This is a genomic window from Mycobacterium sp. NPDC003323, assembly GCF_053589535.1.
On sequence record NZ_JBSFSB010000001.1, the window covers coordinates 973,131 to 997,297 of the forward strand.

General features: G+C 68.6%; 25 protein-coding genes and 1 pseudogene. 24 read left to right on the plus strand and 2 right to left on the minus strand.

Translation table 11 applies throughout. The features are described 5' to 3' along the window. Positions 1-3 precede the first annotated feature (3 nt). The 8 genes and pseudogenes from ruvX to aroB all read left to right on the plus strand — a co-directional run bounded on the left by ruvX (position 4) and on the right by aroB (position 6,496). Positions 4-498 (plus strand): Holliday junction resolvase RuvX, encoded by a 495-nt coding sequence (ruvX, locus tag ACWDUN_RS04550; protein ID WP_449925114.1) that lies wholly within the window; start codon positions 4-6, stop codon positions 496-498. Next, entirely contained in the window at positions 491-1,747 is a 1,257-nt protein-coding gene (locus ACWDUN_RS04555) for an endolytic transglycosylase MltG (protein ID WP_449925116.1), read from the plus strand. Before ruvX ends, ACWDUN_RS04555 begins: the two co-directional genes overlap by 8 nt. Beyond that, positions 1,722-2,555: a shikimate dehydrogenase gene (locus tag ACWDUN_RS04560; protein WP_449925119.1), complete on the plus strand. Its 834-nt coding sequence runs from the start codon at positions 1,722-1,724 to the stop codon at positions 2,553-2,555. Before ACWDUN_RS04555 ends, ACWDUN_RS04560 begins: the two co-directional genes overlap by 26 nt. Positions 2,556-2,564: 9 nt before the next feature. Beyond that, the gene (locus ACWDUN_RS04565) at positions 2,565-2,990 is read left to right on the plus strand and encodes a prepilin peptidase (RefSeq protein WP_449925121.1); all 426 of its coding nucleotides are present in this window, start codon (positions 2,565-2,567) and stop codon (positions 2,988-2,990) included. A gap of 11 nt (positions 2,991-3,001) precedes the next feature. After that, the gene (locus tag ACWDUN_RS04570) at positions 3,002-3,508 is read left to right on the plus strand and encodes an N-acetyltransferase family protein (protein WP_449925123.1); all 507 of its coding nucleotides are present in this window, start codon (positions 3,002-3,004) and stop codon (positions 3,506-3,508) included. A gap of 42 nt (positions 3,509-3,550) precedes the next feature. Beyond that, entirely contained in the window at positions 3,551-4,786 is a 1,236-nt protein-coding gene (aroC, locus tag ACWDUN_RS04575) for a chorismate synthase (protein WP_449925124.1), read from the plus strand. A gap of 2 nt (positions 4,787-4,788) precedes the next feature. Next, a pseudogene (locus tag ACWDUN_RS04580) lies at positions 4,789-5,298 on the plus strand (shikimate kinase); the annotation flags it as partial. A gap of 118 nt (positions 5,299-5,416) precedes the next feature. Further along, a complete protein-coding gene (gene aroB / locus ACWDUN_RS04585; protein WP_449925126.1) occupies positions 5,417-6,496 on the plus strand; it encodes a 3-dehydroquinate synthase in 1,080 nt (359 codons plus the stop codon). Here the strand turns inward: aroB and ACWDUN_RS04590 are convergent. Then, positions 6,493-7,011, minus strand: a complete 519-nt coding sequence (locus ACWDUN_RS04590) for a B-4DMT family transporter (protein WP_449925129.1) — start codon at positions 7,009-7,011, stop codon at positions 6,493-6,495. The genes aroB and ACWDUN_RS04590 overlap by 4 nt on opposite strands. Positions 7,012-7,044: 33 nt before the next feature. Here ACWDUN_RS04590 and ACWDUN_RS04595 point away from each other — a divergent pair, with 33 nt between their 5' ends. The 11 genes from ACWDUN_RS04595 to ACWDUN_RS04645 all read left to right on the plus strand — a co-directional run bounded on the left by ACWDUN_RS04595 (position 7,045) and on the right by ACWDUN_RS04645 (position 18,365). Beyond that, the gene (locus ACWDUN_RS04595; protein WP_449925132.1) at positions 7,045-8,139 is read left to right on the plus strand and encodes a M24 family metallopeptidase; all 1,095 of its coding nucleotides are present in this window, start codon (positions 7,045-7,047) and stop codon (positions 8,137-8,139) included. Positions 8,140-8,158: 19 nt separating this feature from the next. After that, positions 8,159-8,722, plus strand: a complete 564-nt coding sequence (gene efp, locus ACWDUN_RS04600) for an elongation factor P (RefSeq protein WP_449925135.1) — start codon at positions 8,159-8,161, stop codon at positions 8,720-8,722. Then, positions 8,715-9,194: a transcription antitermination factor NusB gene (gene nusB, locus ACWDUN_RS04605; protein WP_449925138.1), complete on the plus strand. Its 480-nt coding sequence runs from the start codon at positions 8,715-8,717 to the stop codon at positions 9,192-9,194. The genes efp and nusB overlap by 8 nt, the downstream gene beginning before the upstream one ends. Next, complete coding sequence (locus ACWDUN_RS04610) at positions 9,191-9,718, plus strand: hypothetical protein (RefSeq protein ID WP_449925140.1); 528 nt, start codon at positions 9,191-9,193, stop codon at positions 9,716-9,718. Before nusB ends, ACWDUN_RS04610 begins: the two co-directional genes overlap by 4 nt. A gap of 108 nt (positions 9,719-9,826) precedes the next feature. Next, entirely contained in the window at positions 9,827-11,566 is a 1,740-nt protein-coding gene (locus ACWDUN_RS04615) for a DUF222 domain-containing protein (protein WP_449925143.1), read from the plus strand. A gap of 196 nt (positions 11,567-11,762) precedes the next feature. Next, positions 11,763-12,509 (plus strand): GntR family transcriptional regulator, encoded by a 747-nt coding sequence (locus ACWDUN_RS04620; protein ID WP_449925146.1) that lies wholly within the window; start codon positions 11,763-11,765, stop codon positions 12,507-12,509. Between the two features lies 1 nt (position 12,510). Continuing rightward, positions 12,511-12,738 carry a 4Fe-4S dicluster domain-containing protein gene (locus ACWDUN_RS04625; protein WP_449925149.1) on the plus strand — a complete coding sequence of 76 codons (228 nt, stop codon included), beginning with the start codon at positions 12,511-12,513 and terminating at the stop codon, positions 12,736-12,738. Positions 12,739-12,755: 17 nt separating this feature from the next. Next, positions 12,756-14,120, plus strand: coding sequence for an ABC transporter substrate-binding protein (locus tag ACWDUN_RS04630; protein WP_449925152.1), 1,365 nt, complete (start codon positions 12,756-12,758; stop codon positions 14,118-14,120). Between the two features lie 62 nt (positions 14,121-14,182). After that, complete coding sequence (locus ACWDUN_RS04635) at positions 14,183-14,959, plus strand: ABC transporter permease (protein ID WP_449926267.1); 777 nt, start codon at positions 14,183-14,185, stop codon at positions 14,957-14,959. Then, positions 14,956-15,696 carry an ABC transporter ATP-binding protein gene (locus ACWDUN_RS04640; RefSeq protein ID WP_449925155.1) on the plus strand — a complete coding sequence of 247 codons (741 nt, stop codon included), beginning with the start codon at positions 14,956-14,958 and terminating at the stop codon, positions 15,694-15,696. Before ACWDUN_RS04635 ends, ACWDUN_RS04640 begins: the two co-directional genes overlap by 4 nt. Beyond that, complete coding sequence (locus tag ACWDUN_RS04645; RefSeq protein ID WP_449925158.1) at positions 15,693-18,365, plus strand: fumarate reductase/succinate dehydrogenase flavoprotein subunit; 2,673 nt, start codon at positions 15,693-15,695, stop codon at positions 18,363-18,365. The genes ACWDUN_RS04640 and ACWDUN_RS04645 overlap by 4 nt, the downstream gene beginning before the upstream one ends. On the opposite strand, the gene ACWDUN_RS04650 is transcribed toward ACWDUN_RS04645, so the two are convergent. After that, the gene (locus ACWDUN_RS04650) at positions 18,362-19,564 is read right to left on the minus strand and encodes a serine hydrolase domain-containing protein (protein ID WP_449926270.1); all 1,203 of its coding nucleotides are present in this window, start codon (positions 19,562-19,564) and stop codon (positions 18,362-18,364) included. The two genes, ACWDUN_RS04645 and ACWDUN_RS04650, sit on opposite strands and share 4 nt — an antisense overlap. 113 nt (positions 19,565-19,677) lie before the next feature. On the opposite strand from ACWDUN_RS04650, the gene pyrR reads away from it, so the two are divergent. From pyrR to carA, 5 genes are read left to right on the plus strand one after another with little or no spacing between them, the layout of a single operon-like run. Continuing rightward, positions 19,678-20,244, plus strand: a complete 567-nt coding sequence (pyrR, locus tag ACWDUN_RS04655) for a bifunctional pyr operon transcriptional regulator/uracil phosphoribosyltransferase PyrR (RefSeq protein ID WP_449926273.1) — start codon at positions 19,678-19,680, stop codon at positions 20,242-20,244. Then, on the plus strand, positions 20,241-21,194 hold the full coding sequence (locus ACWDUN_RS04660; RefSeq protein ID WP_449925160.1) for an aspartate carbamoyltransferase catalytic subunit: 954 nt from the start codon (positions 20,241-20,243) through the stop codon (positions 21,192-21,194). The genes pyrR and ACWDUN_RS04660 overlap by 4 nt, the downstream gene beginning before the upstream one ends. Beyond that, positions 21,191-22,480 carry a dihydroorotase gene (locus ACWDUN_RS04665; protein WP_449925163.1) on the plus strand — a complete coding sequence of 430 codons (1,290 nt, stop codon included), beginning with the start codon at positions 21,191-21,193 and terminating at the stop codon, positions 22,478-22,480. The genes ACWDUN_RS04660 and ACWDUN_RS04665 overlap by 4 nt, the downstream gene beginning before the upstream one ends. Beyond that, positions 22,477-22,977 carry a PH-like domain-containing protein gene (locus tag ACWDUN_RS04670; RefSeq protein WP_449925167.1) on the plus strand — a complete coding sequence of 167 codons (501 nt, stop codon included), beginning with the start codon at positions 22,477-22,479 and terminating at the stop codon, positions 22,975-22,977. Before ACWDUN_RS04665 ends, ACWDUN_RS04670 begins: the two co-directional genes overlap by 4 nt. Beyond that, positions 22,974-24,101, plus strand: a complete 1,128-nt coding sequence (gene carA, locus ACWDUN_RS04675; RefSeq protein ID WP_449925170.1) for a glutamine-hydrolyzing carbamoyl-phosphate synthase small subunit — start codon at positions 22,974-22,976, stop codon at positions 24,099-24,101. Before ACWDUN_RS04670 ends, carA begins: the two co-directional genes overlap by 4 nt. Positions 24,102-24,167 lie beyond the last annotated feature (66 nt).

Below are 24,167 nucleotides of genomic sequence, written 5' to 3' on the forward strand. Positions count from 1 at the left end.
CGCGTGGCCGATCCCGCAGACCGCCAACCGGACAGACCCGGTCCCGATGATCCCGGACGGGGCCGACGCCTCGGCGTCGACGTCGGCACGGTGCGCATCGGCGTGGCGGGCAGCGATCCCGACGGGATCCTGGCCACCCCACTGGAGACGGTGAAGCGTGAGCGCACCGGACGGCACCTGCGCAGGCTGGCCGCGCTGGTCGAGGAATCCGCCGCGGTCGAGGTCATCGTCGGCCTCCCGCGCACCCTCGCCGACCGCTCGGGCTCCTCGGCGCAGGACGCCGTCGAGGTGGCCGACAGACTGGCCGAGCTGATCGCGCCGATACCGGTGCGGCTGGCCGATGAACGACTGACCACGGTGAGTGCACAACGGGCGCTGCGGGATGCAGGCGTACGCGCCAAGAACCAGCGGGCCATGGTCGATCAGGTTGCGGCAGTGGGAATTCTGCAGACCTGGTTGGACCAGCGCCGGTCCGCATTAAGGGTGGCCGATGAGTGACCAGTGGGATTCGGAATGGACTACCGATCGCCATGAGCCGATCGCGGTGGGACCTCCCCGGCGGCGGATGAACCGTACCGACCGGGCCAGGGCCCGACGGACCGCGCGGCGCCGCCGGCTCTACACCGGCCTGGCGCTGGCCACGCTGGTCATCGTCGTGGTGGGTGCGGTGTTCATCGGATCGCGGATGTGGCACAACATTTTCGGCTCGACCGGTGACTTCGCCGGCGACGGCGTCGACGATGTGGTCATCGAGGTTCAGAACGGGGACACCACCACCGCAATCGGCCAGACCCTGCAGCAGGAGAATGTCGTCTCCTCGTCGAAGGCCTTCGTGGAGGCCGCGGCCTCCAACCCGGCCATCGCGGCGATCCAGCCCGGGTTCTACAAGGTGCGCACCGAGATCCCGGCCGCCAGCGCCGTCGAGCGGTTGGCCGACCCGGCCAATCGCGTCGGTCAGCTCGTCATCCCGGAGGGCCGTCAGCTCGACGACGTCGCCGACGTCAAGACCAACGCCGTCACCGAGGGCATCCTGACGCTGATCGCCAACGCCTCCTGCGTCGACCTCAACGGCACCCGCGAATGTGTCTCCGCCGACGATCTCAAGCAGGCCGCCGGCACCGCCGAGCCCACCGCGCTCGCCGTACCGCCCTGGGCCACTCCCGGTCTGGACGCCATGGGCAACGACCATCGGCGGCTCGAGGGGCTGATCGCCGCGGGCAGCTGGAACGTCGACCCGGCAGGGACGCCGGAGCAGATCCTGGCCGGCCTGATCGGTGCCAGCACCGCGACCTACGAGGCCAACGGGCTGCTGGATGCCGCCACCACCGCCAATATCTCCCCGTACGAGGTCCTCATCGTCGCGTCGCTGGTACAGCGGGAATCCAAGCCGCAGGACTTCTCCAAGGTCGCCCGGGTGATCTACAACCGGCTGGCCGAGAACCGCAAACTCGAGTTCGACTCGACGGTGAACTACTCGCTGGACCGCACCGAGGTCGCCACCACCGACGCCGACCGGGCCCGGGTCACACCGTGGAACACCTACGCCTCCCTCGGCCTGCCGAAGACGCCGATCTGCTCACCCGGAGGGCCGGCGGTGGTCGCCGCGGAGAATCCGGCGATCGGGGACTGGCTGTACTTCGTCACCATCGATCTGCAGGGCACCACCAACTTCACCCGCGATTACGAAGAACATCTGGCCAATATCGAATTGGCCAGGGCCAATGGAGTCCTCGACAGTGCGAGATAGGCGGCCCGCCGCCGTGCGAGACAGGCGGCTCGCCGTTCTCGGCTCGCCGATCTCGCACTCCCGCTCGCCGGATATCCATCTGGCCGCCTACCGCGCGCTCGGTCTGACGTCGTGGACCTACGACCGCATCGAATGCACCGCCGAGCAACTGCCGGATCTGATCGCCGGTCTGGGCCCCGAATGGGTCGGCCTGTCGGTGACCAAGCCGAACAAGTTCGCCGCGCTGGCCGTCGCGTCGCAGCGCACCGATCGTGCCGCGCTCGTCGGATCCGCCAACACCCTGGTGCGCACCGACACCGGCTGGCGCGCCGACAACACCGATATCGACGGTGTCATCGGCGCGTTGTCGGAGCATCTGGACGCGCCGCGGCGGGCGGCCGTACTGGGCTCGGGCGGCACCGCTCCGGCCGCCGTTGCCGCGTTGATAAACCTTGGCGTCCAGCATGTTTCGGTGCTGGCGCGGGACCGGGACAAAGCCGAGGCGCCCGTCGCGGTCGGCCGCGGACTCGGTGCCGACGTCGACTGGGTCGAGTTGGGTCGGCCGGTGGGCGCTGTCGATGTCGCGGTCAGCACACTGCCGCCCGAAGTGGCCGTGATCTACGCCGACGCCGTCGCCGACGTTCCAGTGCTGCTCGACGCGATCTACGATCCCTGGCCCACACCGCTGGCCGACGTGGTGACCGCCCGCGGGGGACACGCCATCAGCGGCCTGCAGATGCTGCTACATCAGGCGGTGGCGCAGGTGGAGCAGTTCACCGGGATGACCGCGCCCCAAGAGGTGATGAGAGCCGCTCTCACGGGGCCCTAACCTCGATTCATGGGGCTGGTGGCCGTGGCGGTGTGGCTGACGGCCCTGACCATCTACGACCTCCGCGAGCGACGGCTGCCGAACGCACTGACACTGCCGGGCGCGGTGGTGATCCTGGCCGCGGCGAGTGTGACCGGACAGGGCGGTCCGGCGCTGGCCGGGGCCGCCGCGTTGTTCGGGGTGTACCTGCTGATCCATCTTTCGGTCCCGGCCGACCTCGGTGCCGGTGACGTCAAACTGGCGCTCGGCCTCGGGGCGCTCACCGGTGCCCACGGGATCGACGTGTGGACGTTGGCCGCCGTCGCCGCACCGCTGCTGACCGCGGTGTGGGCGCTCACGGCCCGGATGTTCGGCCGGACCGACCCGGTGCCGCACGGGCCGTCGATGTGTGTGGGTGCGGCGGTTCCGCTCGCCCTGGTGCACCTGGGGTCCTAGGTTCGGAAGCCATGTCCGTGCGCACCGCGACCGTCGACGATCTACCGGCCATCGCCGACATTTACGCCCACTACGTCGGCAACAGTGTGGCGACCTTCGAGATCGACGCCCCGGACCTGGCCCAGTGGGTGCGGCGGTTCGGCGCGATCGTTGACGCCGGGCTGCCGTTTCTGGTCGTCGAACGGGCCGGGGCGGTGGTTGGATACGCCTACTGCGCGCCGTGGAAGACGCGTCCGGCGTACCGGGCCACCGTCGAGGACTCGGTCTACGTCGCCCCGTCCGCGATCGGCACCGGGTGTGGAGCCGAATTGCTGGCCGCGCTGCTGCAGCGGTGCGCCGCTGCCGGTATCCGCGAAGTCATCGCGGTGATCGCCGATTCCGGTGATCCGGCCTCGGCGCGGCTGCACCGCCGCTTCGGATTTCGGGAGGCGGGCAGGCTGGTGCGGGTCGGCCACAAGCACGACCGCTGGATCGACACCGTGCTGCTGCAATACAGCGTGCCCGGACAGACGCCGTGACGGATTCGGTCGTCCCGTGCACCGCATGGGAGAATGTCCCACGTGTTGCGATGGACTACCGCAGGTGAATCCCACGGTCGCGCGCTGGTGGCGATGGTCGAAGGGATGGTCGCCGGGCTGTCGGTGACCTCCGACGACATCGCCACCCAGTTGCAGCGCCGCCGACTCGGCTATGGCCGCGGTGCCCGGATGAAGTTCGAGAAGGACCAGGTCACGCTCCTGGCCGGGGTTCGGCACGGGGTCACCCTCGGCGGACCGATCGCGGTCGAGATCGGCAACACCGAGTGGCCCAAGTGGGAGACCGTGATGGCCGCGGATCCGGTGCCCGCCGAACAGCTCGACAGCGACTCCGCGCGCAACGCCCCGCTGACCCGTCCGCGTCCCGGGCACGCCGACTACGCCGGCATGCTCAAGTACGGCTTCGACGACGCGCGTCCGGTACTGGAGCGCGCGAGTGCCCGCGAAACCGCCGCCCGCGTCGCCGCGGGCACCATCGCCCGGGCCTTCCTGCAACAGGCGCTCGGCGTCGAGGTCGTCTCGCACGTCATCTCCATCGGAGCCTCGGCGCCCTATGACGGCCCGCCGCCGATGCCCCAGGATCTGGCCCGCATCGACGACAGCCCGGTGCGCGCCTTCGATGCCGATGCCGAGCAGGCCATGATCACCGAGATCGAGGCCGCCAAGAAGGACGGCGACACCCTGGGTGGCGTCGTCGAGGTCGTGGTCACCGGACTGCCCGTCGGGCTGGGCTCGTTCACCAGCGGTGACAACCGGCTCGACAGTCAGTTGGCGGCCGCCGTGATGGGCATCCAGGCCATCAAGGGTGTCGAGATCGGCGACGGGTTCGAGACGGCACGGCGTCGCGGCAGCGTCGCGCACGACGAGATCTATCCCGGTCCCGACGGCATCATCCGCTCGACCAACCGTGCCGGCGGGCTCGAAGGTGGCATGACCAACGGCCAGCCGTTGCGGGTGCGCGCCGCGATGAAGCCGATCTCCACGGTGCCCCGCGCCCTGGCGACCGTCGACATGGCCACCGGTGACGAGGCCGTCGCCATCCATCAGCGTTCCGACGTGTGCGCGGTGCCGGCGGCGGGCGTCGTCGTCGAGACGATGGTGGCGCTGGTGCTGGCGCGCGCCGCCCTGGAGAAGTTCGGTGGTGACTCGCTGGCCGAGACCAAGGCCAACGTGCAGAGCTACCTGGCAGCCGTCGCGGCGCGGTCCGGCGGGCTGGAGCGGAGCGACTCGGGGAACGACTCCGCTGCCCAGGCGGGATAATCATGGCGCCGAAGGCTGTACTGGTGGGGATGCCGGGATCCGGCAAGTCCACCATCGGGCGGCGGCTCGCGAAGGCGCTCGGAGTTCCGTTGCTGGATACCGATGTTGCGATCGTGGAGACCACCGGCCGCAGCATCGCCGATATCTTCGCCGAAGGTGAGCCGGTGTTCCGTGAGATCGAGGCCGAGGTGGTGCGCAAGGCGCTGGCCGAGCACGAGGGCGTGGTGTCGCTCGGCGGCGGTGCGGTCACCACCCCCGCGGTGCGTCAGGCGCTGGCCGGGCACACCGTCATCTATCTGGAAATCAGTGCCGCAGAAGGTATCCGACGCACCACCGGCAGCGCCCGGCCGCTGCTGGCCGGCGACGACCCGGCCGAGAAATACCGCGCCCTGATGAACGCCCGGGTGCCGCTGTTCCGTGAGGTCGCCACCATGCGGGTGAACACCAACCGGCGCAATCCCGGTGCCGTGGTGCGCCATATCGTCACCCGGTTGCAGGGCTGCGGCCCGTCGCGGCCGCGGCGCCGTCGCCGTCCGGCCTGGCGACGCCTTCCCACCGTTCTCAATCCGGCACCGACCACCGAGGCCCCGCCCACCCCGGCGGCGCTGGCCAAACGAGCAGAGGCACGCAATGAGTGAACCCGTGACAGTGAACGTCCAGGTGGACCGGCCCTACCCGGTCATCATCGGCACCGGACTGCTCGATGATCTGCGCCGCACCCTGGCCGGCCGGCACAAGGTGGCCGTGCTCTACCAACCCACCCTGGCCCAGACCGCCGAGGCCATCCGCGCGCATCTTGCCGAGTCGGGCATCGACGCGCACCGCATCGAGATCCCCGATGCCGAGGCCGGTAAGGAACTGCCGGTCGTCGGATTCATCTGGGAAGTGTTGGGCCGCATCGGGATCGGCCGCAAGGACGCCGTCGTCAGCCTGGGTGGGGGAGCGGCCACCGACGTGGCCGGGTTCGCCGCGGCCACCTGGTTGCGCGGCGTCGACATCGTGCACGTGCCAACCACCCTGCTGGGCATGGTGGACGCCGCCGTCGGCGGTAAGACCGGGATCAACACCGACGCGGGCAAGAACCTGGTCGGCGCATTCCATCAGCCGCTCGCCGTCCTGGTGGACCTGGCCACCCTGCAGACGTTGCCGCGCAACGAGATCGTCGCCGGCATGGCCGAGATCGTGAAGGCCGGTTTCATCTCCGACCCGGTGATCCTCGACCTCATCGAGGCCGACCCCGAGGCCGCGCTGGATCCCGCGGGATCGGTGCTGCCCGAACTGATCCGGCGGGCCATCACCGTCAAGGCCGAGGTGGTGGCCGCCGACGAGAAGGAATCGGCGCTGCGGGAGATCCTGAACTACGGCCACACCCTGGCGCATGCCATCGAACGCCGGGAGCGCTACAAGTGGCGCCACGGTGCCGCCGTGTCGGTCGGCCTGGTGTTCGCGGCCGAACTCGGCCGGCTGGCCGGGCGCCTCGATGACGACACCGCCGACCGGCACGCCCGGGTACTGACCGCGCTGGGCCTGCCGATCAGCTACGACGCCGACGCGCTGCCACAACTGTTGGATTACATGGCCGGGGACAAGAAGAACCGCTCCGGTGTGCTGCGCTTCGTGGTGCTCGACGGGCTGGCCAAGCCGGGCCGGCTGGAGGGGCCGGATCCGACGCTGCTGGCCGCGGCCTACTCCGTGGTGGGCACCCGCTAGCTGCGGGCCTGTTCCTCGGGGCCGGGCTGTACGGCGGCGAACACGTCGGTGTCGGCACGCTCGTCATCACCCTCGCGGCGACGCACGAACGGGGGCGCCTTGCGATCCACCGACCAGCGGCCGATGGTCACCGCGACGACGCCGGCAACGAACACCAGCAGCGCGGTGAACGCGGCGAACGAGGTCAGCTCGCTGAGCAGGTTGCCGGTGTACAGCGCCGGGTAGAACAGCCCGATGAACCAGCACACCAGGTCGCCGAGCAATCCCGCGATCAGGCCGGCCACCAGCCACACCATCGCCAGATCCTGGCGGCGGTCCGGATCGCTCTGCGAGCGGGCGTCGGAGCGACCGTCGGCGTAGGCCCACAGCAGCACCGGAATCGCCAGGAAAAGTCCGAGGGTCGGGCTGATCCAGCCGGCCTGCGTCGGGAACGAATCCACCAGCACACCCTGGATCAACCGCAGGACCACCACGAGTGCGGCGAACACGAGTCCGCGCAGCAACCACTTGCTCATGAGGGGACAGCCTAGCGAGTAGCGTCATCGACCGTGACGATTTCTCAGCGCCGGGACCGGCTGCGGCGTCGGCTGGTCGCCGCCGAGCTGGACGCAATGCTGGTAACCGACCTGGTCAACGTGCGTTATCTGTCCGGATTCACCGGGTCCAATGCGGCCCTGCTGGTGCGCGCCGACGCGGACACGCCGGTGTTGGCAACCGACGGGCGTTATGTAACGCAGGCCGCCGCGCAGGCGCCGGACGCCGAACTGGTCGTCGAGCGGGCCGTCGGTCCCTGTCTGACCGCGCGCGCCGCCGCGGCCGGCGTGCGCCGACTGGGATTCGAGAGCCACGTCGTGACCGTTGACGGATACGGCCGGCTGGAATCCGTCGCCGACGGCGTCGAATTGATTCGGGCGGCGGGCATGGTCGAGCGGCTGCGCGAGGTCAAGGACGCCGGCGAGATCGCCATCCTGCGGCTGGCCTGCGAGGCCGCCGACGCGGCGCTGCACGATCTGGTGTCGCGCGGTGGATTGCGGCCGGGCCGCACCGAGAGGGAAGTCGGCCGAGAGCTCGAGTCGCTGATGCTCGATCACGGCGCCGACGGGGTCTCGTTCGAGACGATCGTCGCCGCGGGGGCGAACTCGGCGATACCGCATCACCGGCCCACCGACGCGGTGTTGGCCACCGGGGACTTCGTCAAGATCGACTTCGGTGCGCTGGTGGCCGGATACCACTCGGACATGACCCGAACCTTCGTGTTGGGTAGTGCCGCCGACTGGCAGCGCGACTTGTACCAGCTGGTCTCGGCCGCGCAGGCGGCCGGTCGCCGCGCGGTGGCGCCGGGAGCGGACCTGCCGGGCGTCGACGCCGCGGCGCGGCAGGTGATCGCCGATGCCGGGTACGCCGGGAACTTCGGGCACGGGCTCGGTCACGGCGTGGGATTGCAGATACACGAAGCGCCCGGAATCAGCGCGTCGGCCGTCGGTACACTGCTTGCTGGCGCTGCGGTCACCGTGGAGCCCGGCGTCTATCTGCCCGGCCGGGGCGGTGTCCGAATCGAGGACACCCTGGTCGTCGGCAGCGAGGACGCACCCGAACCCGAGTTGCTCACCCGGTTCCCCAAGGAACTGGCCGTCATCACCTGATCTAGGAGCTGTACACACCGTGGCATCAACCGCCGACTTCAAGAATGGTCTCGTTCTGCAGATCGAGGGCCAGCTCTGGCAGATCACCGAGTTCCAGCACGTCAAGCCCGGCAAGGGTCCGGCCTTCGTGCGCACCAAGCTGAAGAACGTGCTGTCGGGCAAGGTCGTGGACAAGACCTTCAACGCCGGTGTGAAGGTCGAGACCGCGACCGTCGACCGTCGCGACGCCACCTACCTGTACCGCGATGGATCCGATTTCGTCTTCATGGACTCCGAGGACTACGAGCAGCATCCGCTGTCGGAGGCCCTGGTCGGCCGGTTGGCCGACTTCCTGCTGGAGGGCATGCCGGTGCAGATCGCCTTCCACGAGAGCGCGCCGCTGTACCTGGAGCTGCCGGTCACCGTCGAGCTGACCGTCACGCACACCGAGCCCGGTCTGCAGGGCGACCGCTCCAACGCCGGAACCAAGCCGGCCACCGTGGAGACCGGTGCCGAGTTGCAGGTGCCGTTGTTCATCAACACCGGTGACAAGCTGAAGGTCGACTCGCGCGACGGTTCGTACCTCGGCCGGGTGAATGGCTGACCGCAGGGGTGACAAGGGCCGCCACCAGGCCCGCAAGCGCGCCGTCGATCTGCTCTTCGAGGCCGAGGCGCGGGGAATCACGGCGGCCGAGGCCGCCGACAAGCGCAATGCTCTGTCGCACACCCAGTCCGACATCTCGCCGCTGAACCCGTACACGGTGTCGGTGACCCACGGTGTCACCGAGCACGCCGCCCATGTCGACGATCTGATCTCCTCGCATCTGCAGGGCTGGACGCTGGACCGGCTGCCGGCCGTGGACCGTGCGATTTTGCGGGTCGCGGTGTGGGAGCTGCTGCACGCCGAGGACGTACCCGAGCCGGTGGCCGTGGATGAGGCCGTCGAACTTGCCAAGGAGCTGTCCACCGATGAGTCACCCGGATTCGTCAACGGCGTGCTCGGCCAGGTGATGCTGGTGACGCCGCAGATCCGTGCGGCCGCCGCGGCGCTGAAGCCGTCGGACGGCGCCGAATGAGCGTGCCCCAGGACTGGGCACCGTATATGAGCCTGCAGGACGCCGCGACGGTGTACCTGCGCGACCCCGAGCTGGCACTCGATCAGCTGCGCTCGGTGGTCGAGTACGGCAACGTCAAGGCGTTCATCATGTCGCGCGGTGAGTCCGAGGAGCGCTGGGGCACCGCCGTGTGGCAGGAGGTGGTCGCCACCGACGGCCGGAGGCTGATCCTCTGGCGCGCCGATGACGACTACGACGACGACCGCCGCCGGCTGACATCGTCGGTGCGGACCATCCTGTTGTCGACCGTCAGCGATCACATCCTGAGCACGCAGTTCGACGTACTCGGCGACGGCACGCGGCGACTTTCCGAGGTGCGGTTGCGGATGTACACGCAATTGGTGACCCGCGCCCGGCGCACATCCGCCACCGACAGCGATCTGTACTGCGAGTCCTTCCGCTATACCAAGACCGTCGACGACGGCGGCCTGGCGCAGATGGAGCGGCTGCTGCAGTTCGGCCGGATCCTGTCGCGCTCGATGTAACGCGTTGGCTGAGGCGCACTTTCGCGCCTCAGAATTTTCTTTTGACTCGTACGCCTCTGATGTCACATTCTGACATAATTTGTCGGTGGTCGAACGTATGTTCGAGTCATGAAGTCGGATGTGGTGCAGTCTCGGGACGCGGTGGCCGCCGCGGTCTGTGATCGTGCCGCGTCGGTGAAGGCGTTGTTGGATGCTGATTTCTCGGTGTTCGACACCGCCGAGTTGTTGGCGTTGCAGTCCGAACGCGAGGAACGCGCCCGCCAGGATGAGGCGGTCGATCACCGGATTCTGGCGGCGTTGATGGCGCGGGCCAGCGCGCATGAGATCGGCGGCAAGAACTGGGCCGATGTGCTGGGCACCCGGATGCGACTGTCCGGGCGCGAGGCCGCGCGCCGGGTGCGCCGCGCCGAGGAACTGGCTCCTAGGCAGTCGATCACCGGGCAGACGCTGGAGCCGGCGTTGGGGTTGTGCGCGCAGGCGTTGGCGCAGGGGACTATCGGTGAGGGGCATGTGGCGGTGATCGCCGAGGCGGTGCGCCTGGCGGCCAAGTATGTCGATGCCGCCGAATGCGCGGAGTTGGAGGCCATCCTGGTGCCCCTGGCCCAGAGCAGCCCGCCCGAGACGGTGCACGCCACCGCGGTGTCCGCGTTGTATCTGATGAATCAGAATGGCTCCGGGCCCGATATCGTGCGCCACAAGCGCGGTATCAGCATCGGTCAGCAGGATGCCGACGGGTTGACCCGGATCACCGGCTGGGTGGATCCGGAGCTGGCGGCCTATCTGGGTACGGTGAATGACACCTGGGCCCGTCCCGGGATCAACAATCCCGAGGACCCGGACTCACCGGCCAACCCCGAACCCGAGGCACCGGCCGACGCCGAAGCTGACGAGCCGGAAGCGCCGGGCACCGAACCGGAAGCGCCGGAGAGCGACGCCGAAGCCGAGTCGGAAGCGCAGGCAACTCCCGCATCCGACGCGGAAGCGGACGCAGAGACGGCTGCCGCTGAAGCGCAGGCGCCGCAGAACGATGCCGAGGCGCAACCCGAGCCGCACAACCCGCCGGCATCACCGCCCGCACCGTGTGATGATCCGGCGTCGGTGTGGGAACAGCTACCGCTGCCCACCACCTTCGACGAGCTCGCCGAGCGGATCGACGCGGTCGAGGCCGCCGCCGCAGCCGCAGCCACCCCGCCACCATCGCTGCCGCCGCTGACCGGGCCCACGTACCGCGACACCCGCACCCAAGCCCAGCGCCAACACGACGCCCTCAAAGCCGTGCTGCGCGAGATCCTGGCCTCGGGGCGCCTGGGCCAGCACAACGGGCTCCCCGTCACCGTGGTGGTGTCCACCACCTTGGGTGAGTTGGAGTCCGGGGCCGGGATCGCGGTCACCGGGACCGGCACCCTGATGCCGATGCCGGACCTGATCCGGTTGGCCGAGCACGCCCACCACTATTTGGTGGTGTATCGACAACACACCGCCGAACCGCTCTACATGGGCCGCACCAAACGCCTGGCCACCAAGGCCCAACGCCTGCTGCTGTACAACCGCGACCGCGGCTGCACCCGGCCGGGCTGCACGAAGGGTGCCAACCATTGCCAGGCCCATCACGCCGAGCCCAGCTGGGCTAACGGCGGGCTCACCGACGCCGACACCCTCGGACTGGGCTGCGGGCCCGACAACCAACTCGCCGAACTGGGCTGGACCACCCACATCGACCCCACCACCGGACGCGTGCACTGGCACCCACCACCACTGATGGACACCGGCCAAGACACCATCAACCACCACTTCCACCCCGAAGAACTCCTGAAACCGGAGCGCCCGGAAGACGATGACACTCGCTGACTCTCGTTGCGGCGCCGCGGATATTCGATTCACCGCGATTGAAATATGCCCGACCTCCGGCCGGGTGGCGTAATACCACGATGCGCCCGGCTTTCGGCTGGTCTCTCGGCCGCAGGACCGGCGCAATGAGTCGACGCCGGGCGTCGGCGCTGTTCGGCAGCGGCAGGGGCACCAGAATCGGTTCTACGGTGATCGAGTGGCAGTTCCAGACCCGACACCGATCCGCCGCGCACGTGCCGACCAGGCCCGTCCGGTCGCCGACCTGCTGCGCCATCAGATCCACGCCGGCGACTATCCCGACGGGCTACCCAATGAGTCCGATCTCGCCGCCGAATTCTCGGTATCGCGCAACACCATTCGTGAGGCGCTTGGTGCCTTGAAGGGCGAAGGTCTGATCGACCGCGGCACCCGCGTCGGCACGCATGTCGCGGTTCGCAAGCTCGACCACGGACTTGACGCGCTGGTCGGCCTCAAGGAGACCTTCAAGCACTACGGCGAGGTGCGCAACGAGGTCAGGGCTGTGCTGACGATGGCCGCCCCACCGGCGGTCGCTCGCAAGCTCGAACTGGACCCAGGCACCGCGGTGGTCTACATCGAACGGCTGCGCTACCTCGGCGACCTGCCACTGTCACTTGATCTCACCTATCTGGCACCCGATATCGGCGAACAGGTCATCCGGCATCCATTGGAGACCAACGACGTGTTCGCGCTCATCGAGCAGGTCAGCGGTCAGCGCCTCGGCTCCGCGGCGCTCGCCGTGGAAGCCATCGCCGCCGACCCGCACTCCGCGGACACCCTGCAGGTACCCGACGGCGCGGCCCTGCTGATGCTGGAACGCCTCACCTGCCTGGACGCCGGCCGACCCGTCGACCTTGAATACATCCGCATGCGTGGTGATCGGATCACCATGCGCGGCAACCTCTCCCGAAACCTGAGGAGCTGACATGGGCTTGGTGAACAACCGCGTCGACGTCCCGGTGACCATCGACGAGTCACTGTGTATCGAGGGCTGCACGCTGTGCGTCGAGATCTGTCCGCTCGACTCGCTGGCCATCAACCCGGAAAACGGCAAGGCCTTCATGCACGTCGACGAATGCTGGTACTGCGGCCCGTGCGCCGCCCGCTGTCCCACCGGCGCCGTGACCGTCAACATGCCCTTCCTGATTCGCTGACACCTTTAAGGCCTCCCGTGAAGAAACCACTCGTTGCGCTGCTTGCTGCCCTCACCGCGTCCGCCACCGCCTGCTCGCTGGATTCCACCGCGTCCTCCGACGACGTCGTCAACGTGGTCATCGGCTACCAGTCCAAGACCATCAACACCGTCACCGCCGGAACCCTGTTGCGAGCCAAGGGATTCCTGGAGCATCGGTTGGCCGACGTCACTGCCGAGAACGGCACCAGATACAACGTCACCTGGCAGGACTACGACACCGGTGCGCCGATCACCGCGCAGATGGTGGCCGAGAAGATCGACATCGGGTCCATGGGTGACTACCCGATGCTCATCAACGGCTCCAAGACCCAATCCAACGAACGCGCCCGCACCGATATCGTCTCGGTCACCGGCTACCACCCCAAGGGTGCGCTGAACATGGTGGTCGTCGACCCTGCCTCGCCGGCGCAGACGCTGACCGACCTGGCCGGGCAGAAGGTGTCGGCGAGCGTCGGATCCGCCGGCCACGGCACCCTGGTGCGCGCCCTCGAACGCTCCGGACTGGACCCCAAGACCGGTGTCGAGGTGCTCAACCAGCAGCCGCAGGTCGGCGCGTCGGCGCTGGAATCCGGTCAGGTCGAGGGTCTTTCGCAATTCGTCGCATGGCCGGGACTACTGGTCTTCCAGGACAAGGCCCGGCTGCTCTACGACGGTGCCGAACTCGACTATCCGACACTGCACGGGGTGGTGGTCCGCGAGGATTACGCCGCCCGCAACCCCGAGGTGCTCGACGCCTTCCTGCAATCACAGCTCGACGCGACCGAATTCCTCAACGACGAGCCGCTGGAGGCCGCACGCATCGTCGCCGAGGGCAGCGGTCTGCCGCAGGAGGTGGTTTACCTCTACAACGGACCCGGTGGAACCTCCTTCGACACCACGCTCAAACCGTCCCTCGTCGATGCGCTCGAAGGCGACGTGCCCTACCTCAAGTCGATCGGTGACTTCGCCGAACTCGACGTCCCCGGCTTCGTCAACGACAGGCCGCTGCGCAAGGCATTCGAAGAACGTGGCCTCGACTACGACGCCGCACTGGATGCGACGAGCGCGCCGGTCGGCGGCGAACTCTGGCTGGAGGGCGCGAACAGCACCCAGGCGGTGGCCGATCCGACGCAGCTGCTGCGCGCCGTACGCGAGGCCGAAGCCCGCGGTGCGACGGTGCGTGCGGCCTACGTCCCGGACACCGAACTGGGTACCCGATGGTTCGCCGACAAGGCGGTCTGGGTGCAGGACGGACCGCGGTACCTACCGTTCGCCACCCGAGCCGGAGCGCAGCGGCATATCGCCGCCCACTCGGGCGCGACGGTCGTCGGGTACCGCGAAGCCCTGGTAGGCGTCGAGTGACCGCGCTGCTGGACCCACCCACGACGGCGGCGCCGGAGACGAAGAGACCGGCGGCGCCCGGAGTGTGGCGGCACCGGCTGATCCGGGTGGCCTCGGTCCTGGCTGCGATCGGGCTGTGGGAACTGCTGACCGCCAACGGTCTTCGGTTCTGGCTGCGGTTCGACACGCTGCCCACCGTCACCGAGATCGCCGGGGCGCTCGCGGCCAGGACCGCCACCGGCGAGTACTGGTTGGACCTCGCGCAATCGCTGATCCGAATCCTGACCGGCTTCGGACTGGCGGCACTGCTGGGCGTGGTGACCGGCATCATGCTGGGTCGGTCCCGGTGGTTCGCGGACATTTTCGGGCCGCTGACCGAACTGGTGCGGCCCATCCCGGCCATCGCGGTGGTGCCGGTGGCGATCCTGCTGTTTCCCTCCGACGAGGCCGGCATCGTCTCGATCACCTTCCTGGCCGCGTACTTCCCGATCATGGTGAGCACCCGGCATGCGGTGCGGGCGCTGCCGACCATCTGGGAGGACTCGGTGCGCACCCTGGGCGGCGGCCGGCTCGACGTGCTGCGCCAGGTCGTCCTGCCCGGCATCCTGCCCGGTCTGTTCGGCGGTCTCTCGGTCGGTATGGGGGTGGCCTGGATCTGTGTGATCTCGGCGGAGATGATCTCCGGGCGGCTCGGTGTCGGCTACCGGACCTGGCAGGCCTACACCGTGCTCGACTATCCGGGGGTCTTCGTCGGCATCATCACCATCGGGTTGCTCGGCTTCGGCACCGCCGCGGCCATCGAGCTCATCGGCCGGCGCGCCACCCGCTGGTTGCCGCGCGGCGAGGAGACGAATCGATGACCGCCACGATCACGGCCGGCATGCGACTGGAGCTCGACGCGGTCACCCTGTCCTACACCGGTTCTGCGGTTGTCCGGGATCTTGAGCTGACCGTGCAGCCGGGTGAGATCCTGGTCCTCACCGGACCGTCGGGGTGCGGGAAGTCGACCGTGCTCCGGGCGCTGGCCGGCCTGCTGGCCCCCGATACCGGCCGGGTACTGGCCGACGGCGAACTGGTCACCGGCACCTCCCGGGACCGCGGAATGGTGTTCCAGGACAGCGCCCTGCTGCCGTGGCGCAGCGTGCGCTCCAATATCGAACTGGCGCTCAAGCTCCGCGGCGTCCCCAAGGCCGGCCGGCGGGCGCGCGCCGAACGCTGGATCGACGAGGTCAACCTCACCGGCTACGCCGACTACCTGCCCAAGAGTCTGTCCGGCGGCATGCGCCAACGCGTGCAGCTGGCTCGCGGGCTGGCAGGGGCGCCGCGGGCGGTGATGATGGACGAACCCTTCGGAGCGCTCGACGCACAGACACGCGCGGCCATGCAGCGTCTACTCGTCGACACCTGGCGGGCACACCCGACGACCATCGTCTTCGTCACCCACGACGTCGACGAGGCGCTCAAACTCGGCGACCGGGTGGCGGTGCTGGGCGGCGGCGGTCTGCGGCTGTTGCGCGAGGTCCCCCGACCCCGGACCGAGGGGCTGGACCGCGGCGCATTGCGTACCGAACTCATCGATGCATTGGACAATTCATGATTCCCGATCTCGCCGACACCGTTCGGCTCGACTGTGATGTGCTGGTAATCGGCGGCGGCACCGCGGGCACCATGGCCGCGCTGACCGCCGCGGAGAACGGCGCCCGGGTGCTGCTGCTGGAGAAGGCCCATGTGCGGCACTCCGGTGCCCTGGCGATGGGGATGGACGGTGTCAACAACGCCGTCATCCCCGGCAAGGCCGAACCCGAGGACTACGTCGCCGAGATCACCCGGGCCAACGACGGAATCGTCAACCAGCGCACCATCTATCAGACCGCCACCCGTGGTTTCGCGATGGTGCAGCGGCTGGAACGCTACGGCGTGAAGTTCGAGAAGGACGAGCACGGTGAATACGCGGTGCGCCGGGTGCACCGCTCCGGGTCCTACGTGCTGCCGATGCCCGAGGGCAAGGATGTCAAGAAGGCGCTCTACCGGGTGATGCGGCAACGCTCGATGCGCGAGAAGATCCAGATCGAGAACCGACTGATGCCGGTCCGAGTGCTGGTCCATGAGGGACGGGCAGTCGGTGCGGCCGCGCTCAACACCCGCAGCGGCGAGTTCGTGGCCGTTGCCGCCAAGGCCGTCATCCTGGCCACCGGACCCTGCGGCCGGCTCGGTCTGCCGGCGTCGGGCTATCTGTACGGCACCTACGAGAACCCCACGAACGCCGGCGACGGTTACTCGATGGCCTATCACGCCGGCGCCGAACTGTCCGGGATCGAGTGCTTCCAGGTCAATCCGCTGATCAAGGATTACAACGGACCGGCCTGCGCGTATGTGGCCAACCCGTTCGGTGGTTATCAGGTCAATGCGGCGGGGGAGCGCTTCGTCGACTCGGACTACTGGTCCGGGCAGATGATGTCCGAAGTGCACAGCGAGATCGAATCCGCCCGCGGTCCCATCTACCTCAAGGTGTCCCATCTGCCCGATGAGACGCTGACCGCCCTGGAGAACATCCTGCACACCACCGAACGGCCCACCCGCGGCACGTTCCACGCCAACCGCGGTCACGACTACCGCACCCACGACATCGAGATGCACATCTCCGAGATCGGGCTGTGCAGTGGACATTCCGCGTCGGGCGTGTGGGTCGACGAGCACGCCCGCACCACTGTGCCCGGACTGTATGCCGCGGGGGATCTGGCCTGTGTCCCGCACAACTACATGATCGGCGCGTTCGTCTACGGCGACCTGGCCGGTGAGCACGCCGCGGGCACGCTGGCCGATACGCCGGTGCCGACCGAGCTGCCGGCCGATCAGTTGGCCGCCGCTCACGAGCTGATCTATCAGCCCTTGCGGCAACCGGACGGGCCACCGCAACCCCAGGTCGAGTACAAGCTGCGCCGCTTCGTCAACGACTATGTGGCGCCGCCGAAGACGGCCGCCAAACTGTCCATCGCGGTGCAGACCTTCGAGCGGATGCGCGACGAGGTGGCCGGTATCGGGGCGCGTACCCCGCACGAGCTGATGCGTGCTGTCGAGGTGTCCTTCATCCGCGACTGCGCGGAGATGGCGGCGCGGTCGTCGCTGACCCGCACCGAATCCCGTTGGGGCCTCTACCATGACCGGGCCGACGTGCCGATGCGCGACGACACGGAGTGGGGGTTCCACCTGAACCTGCGCAAGAACGCCGCCGGTGAGATGGAGTTCCTGAAGCGGCCGGTGGCACCGTATCTGGTCCCGGTGCCCGGCCTGGACCACGTGCCGTCGAATGCCCCGGTCGTCGCGGTGCAGCAGCCTGAACTGTTCGGCGGCAAGGCGCCGGCGTCGGTGGTGTCGCGGATCACCGAACCGGTCGTCGCGCCGCCGTCCCCGCGGATCGCTGCGGTGCTGGCACTCGACGAGCCGACGCTGGTCGAGCTGTCGGAGTACCTCGCCGACGCCGATGCCGGGGTGCGGCGCACCGCGGTGGCGACCCTGGTGGAGAACCTGCCCGACGGATACTCTCCGGCGCTGCTGGCCGCGCTGGGCGACGGGGACCGCGAGGTACGGTTGCAGGCCGCTGATTCGGTGCGCGAGCTTGTCGAGGTGCTACCCGATCCCGAAGCCATTGCCGCGCACCTGCATTCGGATGATCCGGTGGTGCGCGCCGCGACGGTGTACGTGCTGAGTTCGCGGCGGGCCGGGGCCGCTGCGGGCTACCGGCAGGCGCTCACCGATACCGATCAACGGGTCCGCATCGAGGCGGTACGCGCGCTGGTCTCGGTCGACGATGTCGAGGGTGTGGCCGTCGCGGCCACCGATGACAGCCGTGAGGTCCGCATCGCCGTCGCCAAGGCGCTGGCGACGTTGATGGCCGGTGCGGATGTCGTACGCACCTTGCTCGCCGACCGTGATCCGCTGGTCCGTGCCGCCGCGCTGGGCGCACTCGGCGAGCTGGGTGACGCCGATGCCGACATCCCGGTGATCGAACGGGCACTGTCCGAGCCGGCCTGGCAGATCCGGGTGGGAGCGGCACGGGCGCTGTCGGGGGTGTCGGCGCACCTGGCGGTGCCATCGCTGTCGCGGGCGCTCACCGACACCCACCTCGACGTGCGCAAGGCCGCCGTGCTGAGCCTGACCCGGTGGGCGGACTCGGAGGCCGCGGCCCGCGAGGCGCTCGGCCTGGCGCTCAAGGATGTCGACGCCGACGTGCGCGCATACGCACGCCGGGCCCTCGAGCCGGTCTAGAGGCCCAGCCCCTGATAGGTGCGGCGGACGAACTTCGGTTGTGCCAGGCGCAGTTTCGCCATCGAGGTGTTACCGGCCACCTGTGCGACATCGGCGGTCAGGTCCGGATAGTTCTGGATCAGATACAGCACGATGACGTCGTTGGCCGGGTCGGCCTGCCACCAGGTGCCGAACGCGCCGGGCCAGCCGAAGGTGCCCCGCCCGCCCGGACCGAAGAACCGCTCGGACTGCACCGGGTCGGTGACCACCGACATGGACAGCCCGAACCCGCGGCCGATCCAGAACGGGACGCCGAGGAAGTTGTGGCTCTTCTGCTCTTCGGTCAACCGGTCGGTACGCATCAGCCGCACCGACTGCGGCGACAGCACCCGCACCCCGTCGACCTCGCCGCCGCCCAATAACATGCGGGCGAACTGCAGGTAATCGTCGGCCGTCGACATCAAACCCGCACCGCCGGCGCAGAACTCCGGTGGCGTCAGCGCCGGCGGCCCCATCACGTCATCGCGCAGCGTGTCATCGGGCCCGAGGGCGTACATGGTGGCCATCCGGCGTCGCTGTACCAGTGAGAGGGCAAAACCGGTGTCGGACATGTCGAGTGGGTCGAAGATCCGCTCGGACAACACCTCGTGCAGCGGCTTGCCTGCGATCCGCGACACCGCGATGCCGAGCACATCGGTGCCGTGGCTGTAGGTGATGCGGGCGCCGGGTTGATGAGCCAGCGGCAACTCGGTGAGCTCGGAGAGCCAACGCTGCTCGTTCTGCCGGAACGACAACCGACCGTACGCCTTGGCCAGCGGCCCGGTGATCGAGAACGGATACGCGAACCCGGCCCGGTGGGTCATCAGATCGTCGAAGGTGATGGGCCTGCGCAGGGCCGTGGTGTCGTCCAGCGGTCCGTGCGGTTCGATCAGCACCCGCAACCCGGACAGTTCGGGCAGCCACCGGGCCACCGGATCATCGAGGCGGAAGCGACCCTCTTCCAGCAGCGACATCGCCGCGGCGACGGTCACCGGCTTGGTCATCGACGCGATCCGGAACACCGTGTCGCGTTGCATGGGCAGTCCGGCCTCGACATCGCGGTGTCCGAGTTCGTTGACCTGGACGACCCGACCGGCATGCCACACCAGGGTCACCGCCCCGGCCAGCAGCCCGGCATCGATGGCCTCGGATACCGAGGCCTGGTTGTTGTCGAGGTTCATCCGGTCGAGATTACTGAGCCGCACCGATGCTATGCTCACCGGCAGTTCGACGTCCTTTAACGATCCGTCCCGAGAGGCGGAGAAGGAGGTCCAGGTTGACTGTGGGCGAAGCCATGCCGAGCCCCGACCGGGAATTGATGTCCGCCGCGGATGTGAGCCGGACCATCTCGCGCATCGCGCACCAGATCATCGAGAAGACCGCGCTGGACGCCTCCGATGCCCCTCGGGTGGTGCTGCTGGGAATCCCGACCCGAGGTGTGACGCTCGCCGCACGTCTGGCCGAGAGGGTGCAGGAGTTCTCCGGAGTGGCGCTGCCGCACGGCGCGATGGACATCACGTTGTATCGCGACGACCTGAACATCAAGCCGCCGCGCCCGTTGGAATCCACGTCCATCCCGGCCGGGGGCATCGACGGTGCACTGGTCATCCTGGTCGACGATGTGCTGTATTCCGGGCGGTCGGTGCGTTCGGCGCTCGATGCGCTGCGCGATATCGGCCGGCCCCGGATCGTGCAACTGGCGGTGCTGGTCGACCGCGGCCACCGCGAGCTGCCCATCCGCGCCGACTACGTCGGCAAGAACGTGCCCACCTCGCGCGCCGAGAACGTCAAGGTGCGCCTGCAGGAACCCGACGGGGAGGACAGCGTGCGGATCGCACCATACGGCGGGCCGGCCAGATGAAACATCTGCTGACGGCGGCGGACCTGTCGCGCGATGAGGCCACCGCGATTCTCGACGATGCCGACCGCTTCCGCGAGGCGCTGCTGGGCCGCGAGGTCAAGAAGTTGCCGACGCTACGCGGGCGCACCATCATCACGATGTTCTACGAGAACTCCACCCGCACCCGGGTCTCGTTCGAGGTGGCGGGCAAGTGGATGAGCGCCGACGTCATCAACGTCAGCGCCTCGGGATCCTCGGTGGCCAAGGGCGAGTCGCTGCGGGACACCGCGCTGACCCTGCGCGCCGCCGGCGCCGACGCGCTGATCATCCGGCACCCGGCTTCCGGTGCGCCGCAACAACTTGCCGCCTGGACCGTCGACGAGCAGGGCGGACCCTCGGTGATCAACGCCGGTGACGGCACCCACGAACACCCCACCCAGGCGCTGCTGGACGCACTCACGCTGCGCCAGCGTCTCGGGGATATCGAGGGCAGGCGCGTGGTGATCGTCGGCGACGTGCTGCACAGCCGCGTGGCACGCTCCAATGTCGAACTGTTGTCGACCCTCGGTGCCGAGGTGGTGCTCGTTGCACCCCCGACGCTGTTGCCGGTGGGCGTCGCGGGCTGGCCGGTCACGGTGTCGCACCACCTGGACGCCGAACTACCGGCCGCGGATGCGGTGCTGATGCTGCGGGTGCAGGCCGAACGCATGAACGGCGGCTTCTTCCCGTCGGCGCGCGAGTACTCGACGCTGTACGGACTGTCGGAGAAGCGTCAGGCGCAGCTGGCCGAGCATGCGGTGGTCCTGCATCCGGGCCCCATGCTGCGCGGTATGGAGATCGCGTACTCGGTGGCCGATTCCTCGCAATCGGCGGTGCTGCAACAGGTTTCGAACGGAGTGCATGTGCGGATGGCGGTGTTGTTCCACCTGCTCGTGGGAACGGGCGCCGAGAACCTGGGAGTGACGGTGTGAGTGTGCTGATCAAGGGTGTACGGCTCTACGGCGAGGGCGAGCCCGTCGACGTGCTGATCGCCGACGGGCAGATCGCCGACATCGGATCGGACCTGACCGGCGATACCGTGATCGACGCCGCCGGCCAGATCCTGCTTCCCGGCTTCGTCGACCTGCACACCCACCTGCGCGAACCGGGCCGCGAGTACGCCGAGGACATCGAAACCGGTTCGGCCGCAGCGGCACTCGGCGGCTACACCGCCGTGTTCGCGATGGCCAACACCGACCCGGTGGCCGACAGCTCGGTGGTCACCGACCACGTGTGGCACCGCGGCCAGCAGGTCGGCCTGGTCGACGTGCACCCTGTCGGTGCGGTCACGGTCGGTTTGGAAGGCAAACAGCTCACCGAGATGGGCCTGATGGCCGCCGGCGCCGGCAAGGTCCGGATGTTCTCCGATGACGGCATCTGCGTGCACGATCCGCTGATCATGCGCCGCGCGCTGGAGTACGCCGCCGGCCTCGGCGTGCTGATCGCCCAGCACGCCGAGGAGCCCCGACTGACCGTGGGCGCCGTCGCCCACGAGGGCCCGAATGCGGCCAAGCTGGGTCTGGCGGGCTGGCCGCGGTCGGCCGAGGAGTCCATTGTCGCCCGCGACGCAATCCTGGCCCGCGATGCCGGCGCCCGCGTGCACATCTGCCACGCATCGACCGCCGGCACCGTCGAGTTGTTGAGATGGGCCAAGGAACAAGGCATCTCGATCACCGCGGAGGTCACCCCGCACCATCTGCTGCTCGACGACGGCGTGCTGACAAGCTACGACGGGCGTAACCGGGTCAACCCGCCGCTGCGGGAGGCCAGTGATGTCACCGCATTGCGCCAGGCGTTGGCCGACGGCGTGATCGACTGCGTGGCCACCGATCACGCGCCGCACGCCGAGCAGGAGAAGTGCTGCGAGTTCGCCAATGCACGCCCCGGCATGCTCGGTCTGCAGACGGCACTGTCGGTCATCGTCGAAACCATGGTGGCGCCGGGCATGCTGAGCTGGCGCGATGTCGCCCGCGTGATGAGCGAGGCACCGGCGGCGATCGTCGGGCTGCCCGATCAGGGCCGGCCGCTCGCGGTCGGTGAGCCAGCCAACCTGACGGTGGTGAATCCGGACGCCACCTGGACGGTCACCGGGTCCGCCCTGGCCAGCCGGTCGGACAACACGCCGTTCGAGTCGATGGAACTGCCCGCCGCGGTGACGCTGACGATGTTGCGCGGCAAGGTGACCGCCCGTGACGGGGTGAGTCCGGTGATGTCATGAACGAGGGCACCCTGATCGGGTCGCTGGTGCTGGCCGTCGTCATCGCGCTGTTGATCGCCTTCTTCATCCGGCGGCTGCTCACCGGTTGGCGCCACCGCATCGAGCGGCAAGCCGAACTGATCGGCAATCTGCCCGCACTGCCCGACACCGTCGGTCCGGTGTTGACCGGACCCACCGAAGGCCTCTACGTCGGCAGCACCATCGCACCGCACTGGAACGACAAGGTGGCCGCGGCCGCACTGGGCTTTCGCTCCAAGGCGGTGCTGACCCGCTACCCCGAAGGAATCATGCTGCGGCGCAGTGGAACCGGGCCGATCTGGATCCCCGACGAATCGATTCTGGCGGTGCGTGGCGAGCGGGCGATGGCAGGCAAGGCATTGACGCACGAGGGCATCGTGGCCATCCGCTGGAGACTACCGTCGGGCACCGAGATCGATACCGGATTCCGGGCCGACGACCGGACCGAAACCAAGAACTGGGTCAAGGAGGACGAGTGACCGTCAGCGAAAAGGCAGTCCTGGTACTGGAGGACGGCCGGGTGTTCACCGGAACGACCTTCGGAGCCACCGGAGAAACGCTGGGCGAGGCGGTGTTCTCCACCGGGATGTCCGGCTATCAGGAGACGCTGACCGACCCCAGCTACCACCGCCAGATCGTGGTGGCCACCGCGCCGCAGATCGGCAACACCGGCTGGAACGCCGACGACGGCGAGAGCCGCGACGACAAGATCTGGGTCGCCGGCTACGCGGTGCGCGACGCCTCACCGCGCGCCTCCAGCTGGCGTGCCTCGGGCACCCTCGATGACGAGCTGGTGCGCCAGGGTGTCGTCGGCATCGCCGGTATCGATACCCGGGCGGTGGTCCGGCATCTGCGCACCGTCGGCTCCATGAAGGCCGGCATCTTCAGCGGTGACGCCCTCGCGGACACCGCGACGCTGGTCGACCGGGTGCGCAACCAGCCTTCGATGCTCGGCGCCGACCTCGCCGGTGAGGTGTCCACCGCGACGCGCTACACGGTGGATCCGATCGGCGAGGCACGGTTCACCGTCGCCGCGATCGACCTGGGCATCAAGACCAACACCCCGCGCAACTTCGCCAAGCGCGGTATCCGCAGCCACGTGCTGCCCGCTTCGACCACATTCGAGGAGATCGCCGGGCTCAAGCCCGACGGCGTGTTCCTGTCCAACGGTCCCGGCGACCCGGCCACCGCCGATCACATCGTCGAGGTGACCCGCGAGGTGCTCGGGGCCGAGATCCCACTGTTCGGCATCTGCTTCGGCAACCAGATCCTGGGCCGCGCGCTGGGTCGGTCCACCTACAAGATGGTCTTCGGGCACCGCGGTATCAACATCCCGGTGATCGACCACGCCACCCGCAGCGTCGCCATCACCGCGCAGAACCACGGTTTTGCCCTTGAGGGTGAGGCGGGCGAGGAGTTCGACACCCCGTTCGGGCGGGCCATCGTCAGCCACACCTGCGCCAACGACGGCACCGTCGAGGGCATCAAACTCGTTGACGGCAGTGCGTTCTCGGTGCAGTACCACCCGGAGGCCGCGGCCGGCCCGCGCGATGCCGAGTATCTGTTCGACCAGTTCATCGACCTGTTGGACGGCAAGAAGTGATTGCAGACGCGGCGAGCGTGCGCATGTGTAGGAATTTCCAGGGTGTGTCGTGCGCAGACACGCACG

What these genes read in the sequence shown, in the direction of transcription:
- ACWDUN_RS04555 (WP_449925116.1), top strand. Translation starts at nt 491, where the DNA reads ATGAGTGACCAGTGGGATTCGGAATGGACTACCGATCGCCATGAGCCG.
- ACWDUN_RS04560 (WP_449925119.1), top strand. Translation starts at nt 1,722, where the DNA reads ATGGAGTCCTCGACAGTGCGAGATAGGCGGCCCGCCGCCGTGCGAGAC.
- ACWDUN_RS04565 (WP_449925121.1), top strand. Translation starts at nt 2,565, where the DNA reads ATGGGGCTGGTGGCCGTGGCGGTGTGGCTGACGGCCCTGACCATCTAC.
- ACWDUN_RS04570 (WP_449925123.1), top strand. Translation starts at nt 3,002, where the DNA reads ATGTCCGTGCGCACCGCGACCGTCGACGATCTACCGGCCATCGCCGAC.
- aroB (WP_449925126.1), top strand. Translation starts at nt 5,417, where the DNA reads ATGAGTGAACCCGTGACAGTGAACGTCCAGGTGGACCGGCCCTACCCG.
- ACWDUN_RS04590 (WP_449925129.1), bottom strand. Translation starts at nt 7,011, where the DNA reads ATGAGCAAGTGGTTGCTGCGCGGACTCGTGTTCGCCGCACTCGTGGTG.
- nusB (WP_449925138.1), top strand. Translation starts at nt 8,715, where the DNA reads ATGGCTGACCGCAGGGGTGACAAGGGCCGCCACCAGGCCCGCAAGCGC.
- ACWDUN_RS04610 (WP_449925140.1), top strand. Translation starts at nt 9,191, where the DNA reads ATGAGCGTGCCCCAGGACTGGGCACCGTATATGAGCCTGCAGGACGCC.
- ACWDUN_RS04615 (WP_449925143.1), top strand. Translation starts at nt 9,827, where the DNA reads ATGAAGTCGGATGTGGTGCAGTCTCGGGACGCGGTGGCCGCCGCGGTC.
- ACWDUN_RS04625 (WP_449925149.1), top strand. Translation starts at nt 12,511, where the DNA reads ATGGGCTTGGTGAACAACCGCGTCGACGTCCCGGTGACCATCGACGAG.
- ACWDUN_RS04640 (WP_449925155.1), top strand. Translation starts at nt 14,956, where the DNA reads ATGACCGCCACGATCACGGCCGGCATGCGACTGGAGCTCGACGCGGTC.
- ACWDUN_RS04645 (WP_449925158.1), top strand. Translation starts at nt 15,693, where the DNA reads ATGATTCCCGATCTCGCCGACACCGTTCGGCTCGACTGTGATGTGCTG.
- ACWDUN_RS04650 (WP_449926270.1), bottom strand. Translation starts at nt 19,564, where the DNA reads ATGAACCTCGACAACAACCAGGCCTCGGTATCCGAGGCCATCGATGCC.
- pyrR (WP_449926273.1), top strand. Translation starts at nt 19,678, where the DNA reads ATGCCGAGCCCCGACCGGGAATTGATGTCCGCCGCGGATGTGAGCCGG.
- ACWDUN_RS04660 (WP_449925160.1), top strand. Translation starts at nt 20,241, where the DNA reads ATGAAACATCTGCTGACGGCGGCGGACCTGTCGCGCGATGAGGCCACC.
- ACWDUN_RS04670 (WP_449925167.1), top strand. Translation starts at nt 22,477, where the DNA reads ATGAACGAGGGCACCCTGATCGGGTCGCTGGTGCTGGCCGTCGTCATC.